Here is a 13,953-nt window from a genome sequence, read left to right on the forward strand (position 1 = left end):
GACCTACCGGGGTTCGTGGCGGACGGGGGTGAACGAGGCGGCGACCAGGGCGCGGAGGTCCTCGAGGTCACCGCGGACCAGGCCGCGGGCGCGCGCCTGGACCAGGATGTTGCCGATCGCGGTGGCCTCGACCGGGCCGGCCACGACCGGCAGGCCGGCGCGGTCGGCCGTCGCCTGGCACAGCAGCGCGTTCTGCGCGCCGCCGCCGACGACGTGGATCGCCGCGACGGTGCGGCCGGCCAGCTTGGCGGCGGTGTGCACGGCGTCGGCGAAGGCCTGCGCGAGGCTCTCGACGATGCTGCGCACGACCTCGGCCGGGCCGGCCGGGACGGGCTGGTCGTGCTCGCGGCACCAGTCGGCGATGCGCGCGGGGATGTCGCCGGGCGGCAGGAACCGGGGGTCGTCGACGTCGAACACGGCGACGGGGGCGGTGACGTGCGCCGCCTCGGCGAGCAGCCCCTGCAGCGTGGCCGAGCGCTGGGCGGCGGTCGAGCCGCGCTCCCAGGTGCGGATCGACTCTGACAGCAGCCACAGGCCCATGACGTTGTGCAGGAACCGGGTGCGACCGTCGACGCCGCCCTCGTTGGTGAAGCCGGCCTGCCGCGCCTCGTCGGACAGCACCGGCGCGTCGAGCTCCAGCCCGACCAGGCCCCAGGTGCCGCAGGAGACGTACGCGACGTCGCGGTCGGTGGCCGGCACGGCGACGACGGCCGAGGCCGTGTCGTGCGACCCGACGGCGGTGACCGCGAGCGGACGGCCCACGAGCGCGGCGACCTCGGGCGCGAGCGCGCCGAGCGACGTCCCGGGGTCCACGAGCGGCGGCAGGATTCCCGCCGGGATCCCGATAAGCTCGGCCAGGCCGGTGTCCCACTCCCCCGTGCGCGGGTCGAGCAGGCCGGTGGTCGAGGCGTTCGTGCGCTCGGCCACCTCCGCGCCGGTCAGCCAGTGCGCCAGCAGGTCGGGCACGAGCAGCATCCGGTCGGCCACGTGGAGCACGGGGCCCTCGGTGGCGAGCTGGAACACGGTGTTGAACGGCAGGTGCTGCAGCCCGTTGCGCCGGTACAGCGCCGCGGCGTCGACGCGGGCGTGCACGGCCTCGACGCCCGCCGCGGTGCGCCCGTCGCGGTAGTGGTAGGGCATCCCGAGCAGGCGGCCGTCGCGCAGCAGCCCGTAGTCGACGGCCCACGAGTCGATGCCGACGCCGGCGACCTGCCCCGGCGCCTCGCGCTCTGCGGCCGCCAGACCGTCGAGCACCTGCCGGTACAGCTCGAGCAGGTTCCAGTGCAGGCCGTCACGGGTGCGCACCGGGTCGTTGGGGAACCGGGCGACGTGCCGCAGCTGCAGCTCTCCGTCGCCGACCCGGCCGAGGATCACCCGGCCGCTGGTGGCGCCGAGGTCGACGGCGGCGAGCGTGCCCGCCCGCCGCGACCTCGGCGCCGTCGTGCCCGCGGTCATCGCAGGAACGCGGCGGCGACGCCGGCGTCGACCGGCACGTGCAGCCCCGTGGTGTGCGAGAAGTCGGGCGTGCACAGCGCGAAGACGGCGTTTGCGACGTGCTCGGGCAGCACCTCGCGCTTGAGCAGCGTGCGCTGGGCGTAGAACTTGCCCAGGTCCTCCTCGGGGATGCCGTAGGTCTTGGCCCGGTTGGCGCCCCAGCCGGAGGCGAAGATGCCGGAGCCGCGCACCACGCCGTCGGGGTTGATGCCGTTGACCTTGATGCCGTGCTCGCCGAGCTCCGCGGCCAGCAGCCGCACCTGGTGCGCCTGGTCGGCCTTGGTGGCCGAGTAGGCGACGTTGTTGGGCCCGGCGAACACCGAGTTCTTCGAGGAGATGTAGATGATGTCGCCGCCGAGCCCCTGGTCGACGAGGATGCGCGCGGCGTTCTTGGCGACCAGGAACGAGCCCTTGGCCATGACGTCGTGCTGCAGGTCCCAGTCGGCCTCGGTGGTCTCGAACAGCGACTTCGACAGCGACAGGCCGGCGTTGTTCACCACGATGTCGACGCCGCCGAAGGCCAGCACGGTCTCGGCCAGGGCGGCCTGCACGGCCGCCTCGTCGGCCACGTCCGCCGCCACGCCGACGGCGACGTCGGTGGAGCCGAGCTCCGCCGCGACCGCCTGGGCCTTGGCCGCGTCGAGGTCGGCCACGACGACGCACGCGCCCTCGGCCGCCAGGCGCGCGGCGATCGCCCGGCCGATGCCCGAGACGGCGCCCGTGACGAACGCGATGCGGGTGGCCAGCGGCCGGGGCTTCGGCCGGCGCCGCAGCTTGGCCTCCTCCAGCGCCCAGTACTCGATGCGGAACTTCTCCGCCTCGTCGATGGGCGCGTAGGTCGACAGCGCCTCGGCGCCGCGCATCACGTTGATCGCGTTGACGTAGAACTCCCCCGCCACCCGCGCCGTCTGCTTGTCCGCGCCGTAGGAGAACATGCCGACGCCCGGCACCAGCACGATCGCCGGGTCGGCGCCGCGCATGGCCGGCGGCTCCTCCCCGCGGGCCCGGGCGGCCTGGGCGCCGCGCTCGTAGTAGGCGCTGTAGTCGGCGCGGTAGGCCTCGTGCAGCGCGGGCAGGCGGTCGACGATCTCCTCGACGCTCGCCGTGGCCGGCAGGTCGACCACCAGCGGCTTGACCTTGGTGCGCAGGAAGTGGTCGGGGCAGCTGGTGCCCAGGGCCGCGAGCGCCGGGTGCCGGTCGTGGGCGAGGAAGTCGAGGACCACGTCGGTGTCGGTGAAGTGGCCGACCTGCGGCGCGTCGTGCGAGGCGATCGCGCGCACGTGCGGGGCGAGCGCCGCGGCCTTGGCGCGTCGCTCGGCCTCGGGCAGCGGCTCGTAGCCGGCCAGGGCGGCGCCGAACGGCTCGGGCCGGCCGTTGGCCTCGATGTAGGCCGCGGCGGTCTCGATGATCCACCGGCTGTTGCGCTCGGCCTCCTCGGACGTCTCGCCCCAGGCCGTGATGCCGTGCCCGCCGAGCACGGTGCCGACCGCCTCGGGGTGGGCGGCCTTGATGCCGGCGATGTCCAGGCCCAGCTGGAAGCCGGGGCGCCGCCACGGCACCCACACGACCTTGCCGCCGAAGACCTTGGCGGTGAGGTCCTCGCCGTCGGCGGCGGTGGCGATCGCGATGCCGGCGTCGGGGTGCAGGTGGTCGACGTGCGGCGCGTCGACGAGGCCGTGCATCGCGGTGTCGATGCTCGGCGCGGCGCCGCCCTTGCCGTGCAGGCAGTAGTCGAAGGCGGCGACCATCTCGTCCTCGCGCTCGACGCCGGGGTAGACGTCGACGAGCGCGCGCAGGCGGTCGAGGCGCAGCACCGCGAGCCCCTGCTCGGTGAGGGTGCCGAGGTCACCGCCGGAGCCCTTGACCCACAGCAGCTCGACGGGCTCGCCCGTCACCGGGTCGGGCACGGCGGCCTTGGCCGAGGTGTTGCCCCCGGCGTAGTTGGTGTTGCGCGGGTCGGCGCCCAGGCGGTTGGAGCGGGCGATGAGGTCCTCGACGGCTCGAGGGACGGCCGGGTGGGTCATGGGGTCACTCCGTGGTTCGGTGCGGGGTCGGCACGGGGTCGGTCGGCACGGGGTCGGGGCTCGGGGCGGGGCGGTCAGGCGCCCCAGGACGCCTGGGTGCCGCCGACGCGCTCGGCGGCGATGCGCTGCTGGTAGCCGGACTCGGCGTACGCCCGCATCGGGTCCTCGGGCAGGCCGCGGGCGGCCCGGTAGGCGGCCAGGTCGGCGCGCACGTCGGTCCAGAACGCGTCCATGAAGACCGTGTTCGCGCCGAGCACGTCGCCGGCCTCTTGCGCCTTCGTCAGCGCCTCGCGGTCGAGCAGCAGGGCCTTGGCCACCGCCTCCTGGACGTTGAGCACCGAGCGGATCTGGCCGGGGATCTTGTCCTCGACGTTGTGGCACTGGTCGAGCATGAGCTGCACGTCGCTGCCCGGCTCCAGGCCGCCGCCGCGGACCACCTCGACGATGATCCGGAAGAGCTGGAACGGGTCGGCCGCGCCGACGATGAGGTCGTCGTCGGCGTAGAAGCGGGAGTTGAAGTCGAAGGACCCGAGCCGGCCCAGCCGGAGCAGCTGGGCGACGATGAACTCGATGTTCGTGCCGGGCGCGTGGTGGCCGGTGTCGAGGCACACGACGGCGCGCTCGCCGAGCTGGACGACCTGGGCGTAGCTGGTGCCCCAGTCCGGCACGTCGGTGTGGTAGAACGCCGGCTCGAAGAACTTGTACTCGAGCACCAGGCGCTGGTCGTCGGCCAGCTGGGCGTAGATCTCGGCCAGCGACTCGTGCAGCAGGTCCTGGCGCGTGCGGATGTCCGCCTGACCCGGGTAGTTGGACCCGTCGGCGAGCCAGATCTTCAGGTCGCGCGAGCCGGTCTGGCCCATGATCTCGATGCACTCGAGGTGGTGGTCGATCGCCTTGCGCCGCACGGCGGCGTCGGTGTGCGTGAGCGAGCCGAGCTTGTAGGCGTCGTCCTGGAACGTGTTGGAGTTGATGGTGCCGAGGCCCACGCCGTGGTCCCGGGCGAACGCCCCGAGGGCGGCATAGTCGTCGACCTTGTCCCACGGGATGTGCAGGGCGACGGTGGGCGCCAGGCCGGTGAGCGCGTGGACCTGGGCGGCGTCGGCGATCTTCTCCTGCGGCGTGCGCGGCGTGCCGGCGGTGGAGAACACCTTGAAGCGGGTGCCGGAGTTGCCGTACGCCCAGGAGGGCACCTCGATGGCGAGGCGGTCGAGCACCGGGACGATGTCGTCGAAGGTCATCAGAATGCTCCTTGCTGGGGGTCCACGGCGCCGTCGGCGCCCTGCGTCGGGGTCGCCTCGTCGGCGCGCTCGTCCGGGCTCCCGTCCGGCGGGGCGGTGGCCGCGAGCTGGGTCTCGAGGTGGAACACCTCGGTGAGCGTGGTCAGCTGCTCGTCCGGTCCCGCGCCGTCGAAGAACCGCGACATGGCCGCCTGCCAGCGGGCGTTGACGTCCCGCTGCGCCATGCCGGCGCGCGCGGCGTCGATGTCGTCGCTCTCGACGTAGCCGACCACCGTGCCGTCGGGGGCGGTGAAGATCGAGTAGTTGCGCCAGCCGGTCTCGTGCAGCGCCCGGAGCATCTCCGGCCACACCGTCGCGTGGGCCTCGGCGTACTCGGCGAGCACCTCCGGGCGCACCCGGAAGGTGAACATCGTGCGGCTCATCGTGCGGTCTCCCGTGCGCGGCCGGCCGGCGTGGCCGTCCGTCCGGTGGTGCTCCTCGCTCCTGTGCGCACTGCGCCCGTCCCTCCGTCGTCCTCGACGTCGTGCCGACCGACTCGACCATGAATCGTTTCAACCACGGACCACGTTACACGGGCCCCGGCCTCGGCGACAAGGGGCGCGCCCGCGACGCGCCGAGGTCACGGCGCCGGGGCGGATACTGGTCCGGTCCCGCCACCCCCGGAGGATCCGTGCTTCAGCCGCCCCGCCGACGCCGTTCCTCGATCTCCGACGTCGCCCGCCTGGCCGGCGTGTCCGTCGGCACCGTCTCGAACGTCCTCAACCGGCCGCAGCGGGTCTCCGCCGCCACCCGCGAGCGGGTCCAGGCGGCGATCGCCGAGCTGCGGTTCGTGCCCAACGGCTCGGCGCGCCAGCTGCGGGTCGGCTCGGTGACCACGGCCGGGGCGATCGTGCTGGACCTGACCAACCCCTTCTTCACCGACGTCGCGCGGGGCATGGAGGACCGCCTGGCGCAGGACGACTGGACGCTCATGGTGGCCAGCTCGGAGGAGGCGCCCGAGCGTGAGGCGCGATTCCTGCGCCTGTTCGAGCAGCACGGCGTGCAGGGCGTGGCGCTCGTGCCGTCGTCCGAGGACGTCGAGCCGCTGCTGGCGCTGCACGAGCGCGGTGTGCGGGTCGTCCTGCTCGACCGACCGTCGCCGGTGCCGCAGCTCGCCTCCGTGGCGGTCGACGACGTCGCGGGCGCCGCGATGGCCGCGCGCCACCTGCTCGCGCAGGGTCACCGGCGGCTCGTCCTCCTCAACGGGCCGCGCACGATCCTGCAGTGCGCCGACCGGTACGCCGGCGTCGTCGCCGCGCTCACCGAGGCGGGGCTCGACCCGGCCGAGGCGCTCGAGGAGGTCACCGTGACGCTCAACGCCGCCGGCGGCGAGCACGGCGCCCGCGAGCTGCTGGCCCGCCGCACCGGCCGGGGCCCCGTGGCGGTCTTCTGCGTCAACGACCTCGTCGCGCTCGGCGTGCTGCGCACGCTGCGGCGCGAGGGCGTCGACGTGCCCGGCGAGGTCGCCGTCGTCGGCTACGACGACGTCAGCTACGCCGCCGAGCTGACCGTCCCGCTCACGTCGGTGCGCCAGCCCACGCACGACCTCGGATGGACCGCCGCGGACCTCCTCGTGCGCGGCGGCGCGGCGGAGAGCGTCGTCTTCCAGCCCGAGCTCGTGGTGCGGGAGTCGAGCGGCGGGGCCGCCGCCGGCTGACCCGCGCTCGGCGCCGCCGGCTCAGAGCCCTCGCGAGCGGCCGAAGCCGAAGGGGATCGGTATCGGCCCGCAGCAGCACACCCCGCGCACCTCGGCGTTCGTCAGCAGCCGGGCCGCGTGGTAGCAGGCCAGCAGCTGCGCGGCCACGGGCACCACGCCGCGGACCACCCCGCGCTGGGCGACGATCCGGCGCGCCGCGGCGGAGCAGGTGGTGTCCCCGTGGGCGACGCCGTACGCGCAGCGCCATCCCTTCCGCGGCGAGAGGTGCCGCTGGTAGGCACGGACGAGGGCGTCGGCGGCGCGGGCTGCGGGCGTCATGCCCGTCACCGTACGAGGCGCCGGGCCCGCCCGCCCGAGGGAGGGCCCTGCCATCGACGGGACGTCGACGGGGACGCCGGCGCGCCGCGGCGCTCGCGGCGGCGACCGCGCGACGTGGCCCCTAGCGTGGACGCATGGCCAGACGGCGGGTGCGGGCCGTGGTGCGCGGCATCGTCCAGGGCGTGGGGTTCCGCGCCGCGGTGGAGGACGCCGCCGACGGCCTGGGCGTCTCGGGCTGGGTGCGCAACACGGTCGAGGGCACGGTCGAGGTGGAGGTCGAGGGCGACGGCGGCGCGGTCGAGGCGATGCTGGCGTTCCTGCGGGAGGGCCCGCGCGCCGCGCGCGTGACCGGCGTGGAGCTCCGCGATGTCGCTCTGCAGCACGAGGCGGGCTTCCACGTGACGGGATGACGGCGCAGGATGCCGCCATGACCGCCGACGCCGTCCCGCTCCCGCCGGCGCCCGCCCGCGCCCCCGACCTCGACGACGAGTTCGCCGGCGGACGGCTGGACCCGCGGCGGTGGGTCGACCACTACCTGCCGCACTGGACCACGCCCGACCGGTCGCGGGCGCGGCTCGCGCTCGACGGCGCGGGCCTGCGGCTGCGGATCGACCACGACCAGCCCGACTGGCGGCCGGAGGACGCGCCGCTGCGGGTGTCGAACCTGCAGACGGGCACCTTCTCCGGCCCCGTGGGCTCGCCGCGCGGCACGCACCGGCACCGTCCCGGCCTGCGGGTGCGCACCGCGACGCCGCTGCGGCTGCTGTGGGCGCCGTCGGCGGGCCGCGTCGAGGTGACCGTCAGCGCCACGCGCGACCCCGGCTGCATGCTCGCCGTCTGGCTGGTCGGCACGGAGCACCTGTCCCCCGGACACCGCGGCGAGATCTGCCTGTGCGAGGTCGACGCCGAGGCGGTCGGCCCGGACGGGGCCCGCGCGCGCTCCGGCCTCAAGGCGCACGGCGACCCCGGCCTGGTCACCGACATGGCGGAGGTCACGGTCGCCGGCGACGCGACCCGGCCGCACACCTGGACCGCGGTGTGGGGCGCGGGCGGCACGGTGATCGGCCACGACGGCGTGGTGGTCCGGCGGCTGGCGCAGGCGCCGGCGTACCCGCTCCTCCTCATGGTCGACCTGTTCGAGACCGGTCCGCGCGGGCCGGCCGGCGACTACCCCAAGACGGCGCGCGTGCACCGGGTGCGCGGCTGGAGCGGCGCGGCGTAGCGGCCGGCCCCAGCCCGGCTCAGCCCTGCCCGAGCCCCTCCTCGCGGGCGCGGACGATCGCCGCGGACCGGTCCGGCACCGCGAGCTTGCTCAGCACGTTGCTCACGTGGTTGCGCACGGTCTTGGGGCTGAGCACCAGGCGGCGGGAGATCGCGGTGTTGTCCAGGCCGCGCGCGATGAGGTCGAGCACCTCCCGCTCCCGGTCGGACAGCTGCGGGAACGGGACCCGGGCCGCCGCCCTGCCGCCGACCACGTAGGCCATCGCCCGCTCGGCCACCGAGGGCGCCAGGATCATCGCGCCGGCGGCCACGGCGTGCACGGCCCGCTCCACCTCGGCAGGCCCGGCGGACTTCACCAGGTAGCCGCGCGCCCCGGCGCGCACGGCGGCCACGACCGCGTCGTCGGACTCGTGCATCGTCACCACGAGCACCCGGGCGTCCGGCCGGGCGCGCACCAGGTCGCGGGTGACGTCGACGCCGGAGCCGTCGCCGAGGTCCAGGTCCATGAGGACGACGTCCGGCTCGCCGGTGCCGGGCCGCCCGCCGTCGGGCCCCTCGCCGTCGGGCCGCCCGCCGTCGAGACCGAGCAGCGTGCGCGCCTCGGCGGCGGAGGCGGCCTGCCCGGCCACCTCGATCCCGGCCAGCGAGCCCAGCAGCGCCACCATGCCGAGCCGGAACACCGGGTGGTCGTCGACGACGGCGACCCGCACCGCCGGGCCCGCGCCGCCGACGGTGCCCCCGCCCTCGGCCAGGGTGCCGCTCACGGCGCGACCCCGGCGGGCGCGGCGGGGAGCTCCGTCGGCAGCGCGGGGCGGGCGCGGCCCGGCAGCAGCGGCAGCTCGGCGCGCACGCGGGTGCCCGGGGCGGCGGCGCCGGGGCGGGCCGCCGCGACGACGAGGCTGCCGCCGAGCTCCTCGGCGCGCTCGCGCATCGAGCGGGTGCCGACGCCGGCCGGCGTGCCGGCGGCGATGCCGCGCCCGGCGTCCTCGCAGACCACGGTGAGCGTCTCGGCGCCGACCGCGACCGTCAGCCGGCACTCGGCGGCGCCGGAGTACCGGGCGGCGTTCACCACCGACTCGCTGGCGATGGCGTAGGCCGCCGCGGCGACGTTCGGGTCGAGGCCCGCGCACGGGTCGCACCGCAGGTCGACGACGAAACCGGCGACCGCCTGCCGTCCGGCCAGCTCCGAGAGCGCGGCCTCGAGCCCGAGGTCGTCGAGCGACGGCGGCAGCAGGCTGCGCGAGAGGGCCCGCACGTCCTCGACGCGCTGGCGCACCTCGTCGCCGAGCGCGTCGAGCACCGCGGCGGCGGCCGCCGGGTCGGTGGCGAGCGCGTTGCGGGCGCCCTGCAGCCCGAGCCGCAGCCCGCTGAGCCACGGGCCGATGCCGTCGTGCAGCTCGCGGCGGATGACGCGCCGCTCGGCCAGGCGGGCGGCCGTCGTGGCCTCGCGCGCGGCCTCGAGCTCGCCGGCCGCCTGGGCCAGCGCGAGGCCCGCGCCGAGCACGGGCAGGATCTGGTCCAGCGCCTCGCCGGTGCGGCGGTCGAGCCGCTCCCCCGCCCGCGCGGTGACGTGCAGCCGGCCGAGCACGCGCCCGCCGTGCACGACGTCCCGCACGGCCTCGCCGCCAGCCGGTCCGCCGTCCGGACGCGCGGGCGCGGCGCCGCCGAGCGCGGCGTCGGGCGGCGCCGGCCACTCGATCGTCGCGCGCTCCAGCCGCAGCGCCTCGCGCACGCCGTCGCCGAGCGCGGCGACCAGCCCCTCGGCGTCGGCCGCCGAGGCCAGGCGGCGGCCGACGCTGAGCGCGGCCCGGCCGGGGTCGCCGCCGTCGCCGTAGACGAGGACGTGCACGCGCCGGCGCAGCCAGGCGTGCAGCGGCTGCACGGCGAGCGCGACGCCGACCGCGGCCACGACCTGGGCGGCCGCGCCGTGGACCACGGCGGCGGCGACCACCACGACGACGGCGTACACCAGCGCGAGCCCGAGGGCCAGCATGGCGGCGACGGTGGCCCGCGACAGCACGAGGTCCAGCCCCCACAGCCGGTTGCGCAGCACGCACACGAGGATCGCCGCCGGGAACAGCGCCTGGCAGGCCAGGTGGGTCAGCGGCACGGCGTAGGCGACGTCGGGCGACGCCCACGTGGCCAGCAGCGGCACGAAGGACAGCGCCATGAGGGCGGTGCCGAGGGCGAGCAGCCCGAGCCCGCGGCGGTCGGCCACCGGCCCGCGGCGCCACCGCCAGGCCGTCGCGGCGGCGGTGAGCAGCCCCATGACGACGGCGCCGCCGATGGCTGCCTGCGGCGCGTACGGCGGGGCGAGCAGGAACGCGGCGATCACCGCGGCCCCGCCCGCGACGCCGCACCAGGCGACCGGCCCGAGCCGGCCCGAGCGGACCAGCCACGGAACGAGCACGAACAGCGCGAGCGTGCCGGGCACCCAGGCCCACCCGTACGCCGCGGTCAGCCCGTCGAGCGGGGGCAGCCCCGGGTGCGTCGAGACGTAGCTGCGCCAGGCCCCCCCGAGCGCGGACACGCCGCCGCCGACGGCCGCGAGCGCCGTCAGCCAGCCGACCACGTGCGGGCGCCGGGCGAGCACGACGGCGGCGACGGCGCCGTACACGAGTGCCACGGTGGCGTCCACGAGCACGAAGAGCAGGTCGCCCAGGAGCACGGTGATCCCCGAGGCGACCTGCAGGGCGACGGCGGACAGCCCGAGCGAGCCCGCCAGGACGGCGACCGTCCAGGCGGTGCGGGGCATCCCGGCGCGGCCGGGCCCGGGCTCGGCCACGCCCCCACGGTAGGGGCGTGGCCGAGGCCCGGGCCAGGACGCGGCGGGGATCTCACCCGGCGCGAGCGCCGGCGGGACCGTCCGCACGCTCAGCGGCGGTCGCCGAGCGCGAACCCGAGGGCGGTGACGAGCAGCCAGATCGGGCCGACGAAGCCGGCCAGGTACTGGAAGGGCGAGACGCCGGTGAGCAGGGTGAGCCCGCCGAGGACGAGCCCGACGACGCCGATCCAGCGCGGGGCGGCGCCGTGGCGCAGCGCCGCGACGCCGAGGGCGACGCCGGCGACGCCGGCCCCGACCCACAGCCACGGGATGGTGGCGACCCAGTCGGTGTAGAAGGCACCGGAGGAGGCCACCAGCATGCTCGGCTCGGCGACGGCGAACATGAACTGGGTGTCCAGCCCGGTGCCGAGCAGCCCGGCGACGGCGACCAGCACCAGCCCCCAGGACGCGACGGTGGGCAGCAGCGAGCCGGCGGGCGCCTGGACGTCGAGGCGGCGCTTGAGGCCGGCGGCGAAGACGAGCACGAGCAGCGCGCTGGCCAGCGCGGCGGTGTGCATGACCAGCAGGGTGCTGGTCTTGGTGCCGAGGTCGGCGACCATCGCGTCGGGATCGCCGGCCACCTGCTGCCAGTTCGAGCTGAGCGCCATCGAGGCCTGGATGCCGACGACGCCGAGCCCGCCGGCGAGGGCACCGGTCCACGCCCAGCCGCGGGCGGTGGCGGGCCGGGCACGCCGGGCGGTGCCCGGCGCGGCGGCGGTGGTGCCGGCCGGGGTGCCGGCCGGGGTGCCGGCCGGGGTGGTGGCGGGCGGGGTGAGCGAGCTGTGGTCCACTGGCGGTCCTTCCTGTCCGGTCGCCGCGGGTGCCGCGACCGCTGGGTGGTGATGACAGGAAGACGGTCGGCCGGGAGGTGTCCCGGGCACCAGGGACGTCCGTCCCGTTGCTCCGGGAGGTTCGCGCTCCGGGGAGAGGACGGGGCCGACAGGACGCTCAGGGCCGCTGCTGCGCCCGCCCGATGACCTCGCGGGCGGTGTCCGTCAGCGTCCGGCCCTCCCGGGTGGAGCGGTCGACCAGCTCCTCGTACGCGGCGGCCATGTCGAGGCCGTGCTGCTGGGCGAGCACACCCTTGGCCTGCTCGACCGTGACCCGGCCGCCGAGGGCGCGGGCGAGGCGGCGGTCGACGTCCTGCTCGGCGGGGCGGTCGGGCTGGACCATCGCCAGGGCGAGCATGTCGGCGAAGGCCTGGGCCGTGCGCCGCTGCTCGGCGTCCGGCGGCTGCTCCGCGCGGCGGAACAGGTTGAGCCCGCCGATCGTGCCGCCCTGCCAGGCCACGGGCGAGGCGTGCACGCCGTTGAAGCCCGCGTCGACGATCGCGCGGCCCACGGTGGGCCAGCGGTCGACGATCTCGCGACGCCCGGCCACCACGACGGGCGCGCCGGCCTCGAGCACGTCCACGCACGGCCCTTCCGTGCTCATGGCCTGGAAGAGCTCCAGCTGCGTCGCCGCGTGGGACGTCGAGCTGAGCACCTCGAGGCCGGCGCCCGCGCGGACGAGCAGGCCGGCGGCGTCGCCCCCGGCGAAGCGGGTGGCGTCGCGCGTCAGCCGCAGGAGCAGGTCCGTGAGGTCGTGCTCCTGCAGGAGTGCCTTGGCCGCGTCGGCGAAGGAGTCGGCGGGGGTACGCGGAGTCATGGCTCCTCGGTTCTCTTCGCCTCGACCGCGTGCGCCTCGTCGTACCTGAAGACGAGCCGACGGGCGAGGACGTCGTGAGCGACGGTCTCGAGCGTGGTGGTGCTGGCGAAGGCGTGGCCGCGCAGGACGGCGAGCGCGTCGCTGGGCGTGATCCGCAGCTGCGCGGTGACCATGCCGGTCGCCTGGTGGATCTGGGCCCTCGTCGACCAGTCGAGGGAGTCCAGCTCACCGAGCAGCGCGAGCCCGAGGGCGTCGGCGAGGAACTGCGCGTCCTTCAGCCCGCGGCCGAGGTCGGCGACGGCGTAGAGGCTGAGCACCCCGACCACGCGACCGGCGACGCGCATGGGCACGGCGTAGGCGGTCCCGGGCGCACCGACGGCGCGGACCATGTGCGAGAAGAGGGGGAACGCCACGTCGACCGGCCCGTCCTGGTCGATCGTGGTGACGACGATGCGGTCCTCCGTGAGCGCCACGCGCCCCGGGCCCTCCCCCAGCGTCTCCTCGAGGTCGTCGATCTGGGTCGACACGCCGTCGGACGTGCTCACGGTCAGGCGCGCCTCCGGCGTCGCCGACAGGGTGAGCGTCCCGCTCTGCGCGCCGAGGACCTCGACGCAGGCGCGGCACAGCCGCGACGGCATGGGCATGCCCGCGTCGGTGTGCGCGAGGGCCCGCGCGAGCAGGCCCATCAGCTCCGGCGCGCTCACCGCGTCCTCCGTCCTGTCCGTGCCCACGGCCTCCCCGCCCGTGGGCGTGCCCTCGGGACGAGGTCGGTGCCGTACGGCCGCCTCATGCGCACGCGGTGGGGCAGGGCGCGATCACGGCTCGCGCTCGTCGGTGATGTCTCCCCGTGCGCCCAGCGCGAGGGCCCGCAGGAACGACTCGGCGACGTCCCGCTCGCTGACCGCCTGGCGCCGGGACGCCGAGCGTAGCACCCGGTGCGCCTCGTCCCGGGACCAGTCGTTGTTCGCCATGAGCGCGCCGACAGCCCGCTCGACCGCCGCGGCGTCCGACATGCTGCGGTACAGCCCGGCGGCCGCGTCCTCGAGCTCGGCGAACTGCAGGTGCAGCCGCACGGCCGAGGCCACCAGCCCGGCGCACGCCTGCGCCGTCCCGATCTCGGACGCCGTCCACTCCTCGGGAGCCCGGGTGTACACGTTGAGGGTGGTCATCACCGCCGGGCCGACCGGGGCCGGCACGGCGAGCGACCTCGTGAAGCCCTCCTGCGCCGACTGCTTGCGCCAGGCCTCCCACCGGTGGTCGTCGGCCACGGACTGCACGACGTGGAGCACGCCCTGGGTCGCGGCGTCGATGCACGGGCCCTCGTCGGACCGGACCTCCGCCTGGTCGCACCGGGCGGCGGCGGGAGCGCTGCTCGCGGCCACCAGCGTGATGCCGTGCTCGCGCACGGTGATGGAGACCTCGAGGCCCGGCCCGAGGGCGCTCGCCGCGCGCGCCGCGTACTCCTGGAGGTAGGTGTCGACCGCCATGTGC

Annotated in this window: 14 protein-coding genes; 3 read left to right on the forward strand and 11 right to left on the reverse strand. The window is 76.2% G+C overall.

Going from position 1 to position 13,953, the window contains the following annotated elements:
• Nucleotides 1–3 precede the first annotated feature (3 nt).
• From U5M74_RS01540 to U5M74_RS01555, 4 genes are all read right to left on the reverse strand, one after another.
• Nucleotides 4–1,455, reverse strand: coding sequence for a rhamnulokinase (locus U5M74_RS01540; RefSeq protein ID WP_410905480.1), 1,452 nt, complete (start codon nt 1,453–1,455; stop codon nt 4–6).
• Nucleotides 1,452–3,518 (reverse strand): bifunctional aldolase/short-chain dehydrogenase, encoded by a 2,067-nt coding sequence (locus tag U5M74_RS01545; protein WP_410905481.1) that lies wholly within the window; start codon nt 3,516–3,518, stop codon nt 1,452–1,454. Before U5M74_RS01545 ends, U5M74_RS01540 begins: the two co-directional genes overlap by 4 nt.
• Before the next feature lie 74 nt (nt 3,519–3,592).
• Entirely contained in the window at nt 3,593–4,756 is a 1,164-nt protein-coding gene (gene rhaI / locus U5M74_RS01550; RefSeq protein ID WP_410905482.1) for an L-rhamnose isomerase, read from the reverse strand.
• Complete coding sequence (locus tag U5M74_RS01555; protein WP_410905485.1) at nt 4,756–5,178, reverse strand: L-rhamnose mutarotase; 423 nt, start codon at nt 5,176–5,178, stop codon at nt 4,756–4,758. The genes rhaI and U5M74_RS01555 overlap by 1 nt, the downstream gene beginning before the upstream one ends.
• A 248-nt stretch (nt 5,179–5,426) precedes the next feature.
• Between U5M74_RS01555 and U5M74_RS01560 the strand changes: the two genes are divergently transcribed.
• The gene (locus tag U5M74_RS01560) at nt 5,427–6,452 is read left to right on the forward strand and encodes a LacI family DNA-binding transcriptional regulator (protein ID WP_410905487.1); all 1,026 of its coding nucleotides are present in this window, start codon (nt 5,427–5,429) and stop codon (nt 6,450–6,452) included.
• Between the two features lie 21 nt (nt 6,453–6,473).
• Here U5M74_RS01560 and yidD read toward each other — a convergent pair whose 3' ends face one another.
• Complete coding sequence (gene yidD / locus U5M74_RS01565; RefSeq protein ID WP_410905489.1) at nt 6,474–6,770, reverse strand: membrane protein insertion efficiency factor YidD; 297 nt, start codon at nt 6,768–6,770, stop codon at nt 6,474–6,476.
• Between the two features lie 134 nt (nt 6,771–6,904).
• On the opposite strand from yidD, the gene U5M74_RS01570 reads away from it, so the two are divergent.
• Both U5M74_RS01570 and U5M74_RS01575 read left to right on the forward strand, forming a co-directional pair.
• Nucleotides 6,905–7,180 carry an acylphosphatase gene (locus tag U5M74_RS01570; RefSeq protein WP_410905491.1) on the forward strand — a complete coding sequence of 92 codons (276 nt, stop codon included), beginning with the start codon at nt 6,905–6,907 and terminating at the stop codon, nt 7,178–7,180.
• A gap of 17 nt (nt 7,181–7,197) precedes the next feature.
• Entirely contained in the window at nt 7,198–7,992 is a 795-nt protein-coding gene (locus U5M74_RS01575) for a glycoside hydrolase family 16 protein (protein WP_410905493.1), read from the forward strand.
• Nucleotides 7,993–8,011: 19 nt separating this feature from the next.
• Here U5M74_RS01575 and U5M74_RS01580 read toward each other — a convergent pair whose 3' ends face one another.
• The 6 genes from U5M74_RS01580 to U5M74_RS01605 form a co-directional block, all read right to left on the reverse strand.
• On the reverse strand, nt 8,012–8,755 hold the full coding sequence (locus U5M74_RS01580; RefSeq protein ID WP_410905495.1) for a response regulator: 744 nt from the start codon (nt 8,753–8,755) through the stop codon (nt 8,012–8,014).
• A complete protein-coding gene (locus U5M74_RS01585) occupies nt 8,752–10,776 on the reverse strand; it encodes a sensor histidine kinase (RefSeq protein ID WP_410905497.1) in 2,025 nt (674 codons plus the stop codon). Before U5M74_RS01585 ends, U5M74_RS01580 begins: the two co-directional genes overlap by 4 nt.
• Before the next feature lie 89 nt (nt 10,777–10,865).
• Nucleotides 10,866–11,606, reverse strand: a complete 741-nt coding sequence (locus U5M74_RS01590; RefSeq protein ID WP_410905499.1) for a hypothetical protein — start codon at nt 11,604–11,606, stop codon at nt 10,866–10,868.
• A 157-nt stretch (nt 11,607–11,763) separates the two neighbouring features.
• A complete protein-coding gene (locus tag U5M74_RS01595) occupies nt 11,764–12,462 on the reverse strand; it encodes a GAF and ANTAR domain-containing protein (RefSeq protein ID WP_410905501.1) in 699 nt (232 codons plus the stop codon).
• The gene (locus U5M74_RS01600; RefSeq protein WP_410905503.1) at nt 12,459–13,166 is read right to left on the reverse strand and encodes a GAF and ANTAR domain-containing protein; all 708 of its coding nucleotides are present in this window, start codon (nt 13,164–13,166) and stop codon (nt 12,459–12,461) included. The genes U5M74_RS01595 and U5M74_RS01600 overlap by 4 nt, the downstream gene beginning before the upstream one ends.
• 111 nt (nt 13,167–13,277) lie before the next feature.
• A complete protein-coding gene (locus U5M74_RS01605; protein ID WP_410905505.1) occupies nt 13,278–13,949 on the reverse strand; it encodes an ANTAR domain-containing protein in 672 nt (223 codons plus the stop codon).
• Between the last annotated feature and the right edge of the window lie 4 nt (nt 13,950–13,953).

The sequence above is a fragment of the Puerhibacterium sp. TATVAM-FAB25 genome (assembly GCF_046535855.1).
Classification (GTDB): domain Bacteria; phylum Actinomycetota; class Actinomycetes; order Actinomycetales; family Cellulomonadaceae; genus Puerhibacterium; species Puerhibacterium variabilis_A.

Bases quoted from the DNA above. Each gene is read 5' to 3' on its own strand.
- U5M74_RS01540 (WP_410905480.1), bottom strand. From the start codon at position 1,455: ATGACCGCGGGCACGACGGCGCCGAGGTCGCGGCGGGCGGGCACGCTC.
- U5M74_RS01545 (WP_410905481.1), bottom strand. From the start codon at position 3,518: ATGACCCACCCGGCCGTCCCTCGAGCCGTCGAGGACCTCATCGCCCGC.
- rhaI (WP_410905482.1), bottom strand. From the start codon at position 4,756: ATGACCTTCGACGACATCGTCCCGGTGCTCGACCGCCTCGCCATCGAG.
- U5M74_RS01555 (WP_410905485.1), bottom strand. From the start codon at position 5,178: ATGAGCCGCACGATGTTCACCTTCCGGGTGCGCCCGGAGGTGCTCGCC.
- yidD (WP_410905489.1), bottom strand. From the start codon at position 6,770: ATGACGCCCGCAGCCCGCGCCGCCGACGCCCTCGTCCGTGCCTACCAG.
- U5M74_RS01570 (WP_410905491.1), top strand. From the start codon at position 6,905: ATGGCCAGACGGCGGGTGCGGGCCGTGGTGCGCGGCATCGTCCAGGGC.
- U5M74_RS01575 (WP_410905493.1), top strand. From the start codon at position 7,198: ATGACCGCCGACGCCGTCCCGCTCCCGCCGGCGCCCGCCCGCGCCCCC.
- U5M74_RS01595 (WP_410905501.1), bottom strand. From the start codon at position 12,462: ATGACTCCGCGTACCCCCGCCGACTCCTTCGCCGACGCGGCCAAGGCA.
- U5M74_RS01605 (WP_410905505.1), bottom strand. From the start codon at position 13,949: ATGGCGGTCGACACCTACCTCCAGGAGTACGCGGCGCGCGCGGCGAGC.